3 protein-coding genes are annotated in these 4,113 nt (G+C 73.2%); 2 read left to right on the top strand and 1 reads right to left on the bottom strand.

The features are described from left to right. A partial coding sequence (locus DQW06_RS14965) for an aldehyde dehydrogenase family protein (protein ID WP_117198708.1) occupies positions 1-1,018 on the top strand: 1,018 nt, incomplete at its 5' end. 309 nt (positions 1,019-1,327) lie between these two features. On the opposite strand, the gene DQW06_RS14960 is transcribed toward DQW06_RS14965, so the two are convergent. Beyond that, positions 1,328-2,359, bottom strand: a complete 1,032-nt coding sequence (locus tag DQW06_RS14960) for an Lrp/AsnC family transcriptional regulator (RefSeq protein WP_013151089.1) — start codon at positions 2,357-2,359, stop codon at positions 1,328-1,330. 202 nt (positions 2,360-2,561) lie between these two features. On the opposite strand from DQW06_RS14960, the gene DQW06_RS14955 reads away from it, so the two are divergent. Then, positions 2,562-4,082: an AbgT family transporter gene (locus DQW06_RS14955; protein ID WP_013151088.1), complete on the top strand. Its 1,521-nt coding sequence runs from the start codon at positions 2,562-2,564 to the stop codon at positions 4,080-4,082. The last annotated feature ends 31 nt before the right edge of the window (positions 4,083-4,113 follow it).

Below are 4,113 nucleotides of genomic sequence, written 5' to 3'. Positions count from 1 at the left end.
GCTCGACCAGCGCGAGGAGGTCCGCAAGGCGGTCAAGGCCCTGCGCGCCACCAGCGAGCTCGTCTACGGCGACCCGGAGAGCGTGGAGGTCGCCGGGGCCGACGACGAGTCGGGCGCGTTCATGTCCCCGATCCTGCTGCGCGCCGAGCCCGGCGCCCGGGAGCCGCACGAGGTGGAGGCCTTCGGCCCCGTCAGCACCGTGATCACCTACGACGGCGTCGCCGAGGCCGTGGAGCTGGCCGCCCGGGGCAGCGGCAGCCTGGTGGGGTCGCTCGTCACCCGCGACCCGGACGTGGCGCGCGAGGTCGTCCTGGGGCTGGCGCCCTGGCACGGGCGCATCCTGGTGCTCAACCGCGACGACGCCAAGGAGTCCACCGGCCACGGCTCCCCGCTGCCCGTGCTGGTGCACGGCGGACCCGGCCGCGCGGGCGGCGGCGAGGAGATGGGCGGCGTGCGCGGCGTCAAGCACCACATGCAGCGCACCGCCGTGCAGGCCCCGCCGGACATGGTCACCGCGATCACCGGCCACTGGACCACCGGCTCCGAGCGGACCGTGGGCGACGTGCACCCGTTCCGCAAGGACCTGTCCCAGCTGCGGATCGGCGACACGATCCGGTCGGCGGAGCGCACCGTCACCCGGGCCGACATCGACCACTTCGCCGAGTTCACCGGCGACACGTTCTACGCGCACACCGACGAGGAGGCCGCCGCCGCCAACCCGCTGTTCGGCGGGATCGTGGCGCACGGCTACCTGGTGGTGTCACTGGCGGCGGGCCTGTTCGTGGACCCGGCCCCGGGCCCGGTGCTCGCCAACTTCGGCGTGGACAACCTGCGCTTCCTCACCCCGGTGAAGGAGGACGCCACCATCCGGGTGACGCTGACCGCCAAGCAGATCACCCCGCGCACGAACGCCGACTACGGCGAGGTGCGCTGGGACGCCCTGGTCACCGACCAGGACGGCGAGGCCGTGGCCACCTACGACGTGCTCACGCTGGTCGCCAAGGGCGGGGAGGGGTAGGCGCGTCTGCGCTCCCGCGCGCGGACGCGTCCGTGCGCGGGTGTGCCGGTGAGTGGACAGGTCGCCGAACAGGTATGTCGTCAAACGGACACGTCGTCAGGTGGCGCAGCAGTGAGCGGGCACGGCGGCGAACGGACATGTCGACCTCACCGACAGGCGGTGCCCCCGGCGGTGGCGTGGCCGGGGGCGCCGTCGTGTGTGCCGGGGCTCCCGGCGGGCGCCGCGGTGCGCGCGGGGAAGCCGCGCGCACTCCTCCGGCGGGCGGCCCGTGAACCGGTCGGAGGAGTGCGCGGCCCCGGAGGCGGCCGTTCACTCCCCGGCGGACGGCTCCCCGTCCAGCAGCGCCGACGGGCCGGGCGGCCCGAGCCGCGCGCCCTCGCGCGCAGTCCAGTAGCGGCGCAGCACGTCCAGCACCACCGAGACCCGCAGGCCCGTGATGCCCGAGAGGCGCCCCAGGTCCGCGGAGAGGAAGTCGGCCAGCTCGGCCTCGTCGCGGAACACCGCGTGGTGGATGACGGACGAGGTCCCGGCCACGACCGAGACGTAGCGCGCCGAGGGGTGCGCCCCCAGCGCGTCGGCGACTCCGCCGATCTCGCGGGGACTGACCTCCAGGGCCAGCACCGCCTCCACGCCCATGCCCAGCAGGGCGGGTTCCACCTCCACCCGGGGGCGCACCATGCGGCGCTCCAGCACGGACTGGACGAGGCGGTAGGCCGTGGACTGGCTGACCCCGAGCGCGCGGGCGACCTCCCCCGAACCGGCGCGCGCGTCGCGGTGCAGCATCCGCACCACGAGCGCCTCCTGCGCGCTCAACGGGCCACGGGGCTCCTCCGCGGCCCCGTCCTCTCCCGTGTCGGTGTAGGGGTCCAGTGCCCGGGACCGCACGGGGTCGAGCCGGTCCAGCCGCCAGGAGTCGGCCCGGCTCACCGCCCGCAGGACCAGATCGGACCGTGTGGCCGCCACGCCCTCCACCGAGGGGATCCCGTCGGCGAGCAGGTCCGCCGCCCGGTCGCGGCGGAAGGGGTGGACGACGCAGTAGACGTCGGATCCGCCGCTGGTCACGGCCGTGAACTGCGTCTCGGGCCGCTCCGCCAGACGGCGGGCCACCCGCCGCGAGCGGCCGGGGGCGGTGGTGATCCACACGTGGTGGGGGTGGGCGTCGGAGAGCAGCGGCCAGTCCACCTGGCCGACCACGCGCACGGACCGCTCGGACTGGAGGCGCTGGAGCCGCCGCCCCACGGTGCTCGCCGAACTCCCCACGGCCTCGGCCAGTGCGCTGACCGGCGCCCTGGGCGCCAGCTGGAGGGCGGCGACCAGGTCCATGTCGAGTTCGTCCAGCACCGCATCCGCCTCCGCCAAGACCTCAGTCACCAAATATGACGTATCTGATGAATAATTCCACCACTTTATCGCCGCCAGTTGACATATCCATCCACCACACATGCAATGTACTGGTCAACGCAGCGAGGGAGGGGCGCCAGCCCGCCCGGACGTCAGGGGAGCACGGGTGACCACGACCGATTCCACACGCCCCAGGCTGCCGATGCGGCTGCTCCTGGGCTCCCTCCAGGTGATCGAGCGGGTGGGCAACAAGCTGCCCCACCCGTTCTGGCTGTTCACGATCATGGCCGGGATCGTCATCGCGCTCAGCGCCCTGCTCAACGCGCTGGGCGTCTCCGCGGTCTCACCGGTGGACGGCGAGCGCATCGCGGTCCGCAGCCTGCTCTCGCCCGAGGGCGTGCAGACCATCGTCGGCGACGCGATCGACAACTTCGCGACCTTCCCGCCGCTGGCGATCATCATCGTCGTCATGCTCGGGGTCTCGGTCGCCGAGCGCAGCGGCCTGCTCAACGCGATGCTGCGCGGCAGCGTCACCAGGGTCCCGGCCCGGTGGCTGACCTTCGCCGTGGCGCTGACCGGCATCACCGGCAGCGTCGCCTCCGACGCCGCCTACGTCGTGCTCATCCCGCTGGGCGCCCTGCTCTTCAAGGCCGCGGGCCGCAGCCCCGTCCTCGGCCTGGTCGTGGCCTTCGGGTCCGTCTCCGCCGGGTACAACGCGTCACTGCTCATCACGCCCACCGACGCGCTCCTGGCCGCACTGAGCACCGAGGCCGCCTCGATCATCGACCCCGGCTACACGGTCACGGCGCTGGACAACTACTTCTTCAGCGTCGTCTCCGCCGTCGTGCTCGCCGCCCTGATCACCCTCGTCACCGAGTTCCTGCTGAGCAGGGGCTCCGGGAGCCTGGCCGAGGACGGCGACGGCGAGGGGGACCGGGAGGCACAGGAGCTGGGCTCCATGACCCTCTCCGACGCCGAGCGCCGAGGGCTGCGCAACGCCGGGCTGACCGTGGTGGCGGCCGTGGCGGTCCTCGCGGCGGCGCTCGCGCCCCCCGCCTCGCCCCTGCGCGGGGAGGACGGGACGGTCCTCGGCTCGCCGATCATCACCGGTGTCGCCTACGTGCTGGGCGTCCTGTTCCTGCTCGCCGGAGTCGTGTACGGGCGCGCCACGGGCACCGTGGCCTCGGCGCGGGACGTCCCCGAGGCGATGACCGCGGGGGTGCGCGACCTGGCGCCGGTGGTCGTGCTGTTCTTCGCCGCCTCGCAGTTCCTCGCCTACTTCCGCTGGACCGGGATCGGCGAGATCGTGGCCATCCGCGGCGCCGCGCTGCTGGACTCGGCGGGGGTCCACCCCCTGGTGCTCTTCCTCGGCATGATCGTGTTCTCCTCGCTGCTGAACCTGCTCATCACCAGCGGTTCGGCGCAGTGGACCCTCATCGCGCCGGTCTTCGTGCCCATGTTCATGCTGCTGGACGTGCCGCCCGAGACGACCCAGGCCGTCTACCGCATCGCCGACTCCAGCACCAACGTCATCAGCCCGATGAGCCCGTACTTCGTCATGGCGCTGGGCTTCCTCCAGCGCTACCGCCGGGACGCGGGCATCGGCACGCTGATCTCCCTGACGCTGCCGCTGTGCCTCACCGTCCTGGTCGGCTGGACCCTGCTGTTCCTGGGCTGGTGGGCGCTCGACATCCCGCTGGGACCGGGTGTCCCGGTGCGCTGACCGCGCCCCTTCCGCCCCGGACGGACCCCCC

This window comes from Nocardiopsis sp. TNDT3 (genome assembly GCF_003427465.1).
GTDB classification, from domain to species: Bacteria; Actinomycetota; Actinomycetes; order Streptosporangiales; family Streptosporangiaceae; genus Nocardiopsis; species Nocardiopsis dassonvillei.
The sequence above is the reverse complement of the archived record's forward strand: the minus strand, read 5'-3'. Positions and strand labels throughout refer to the sequence as shown.

Excerpts from the sequence above, each read along its gene's own strand:
- DQW06_RS14955 (WP_013151088.1), top strand. The coding sequence starts at position 2,562 with ATGCGGCTGCTCCTGGGCTCCCTCCAGGTGATCGAGCGGGTGGGCAAC.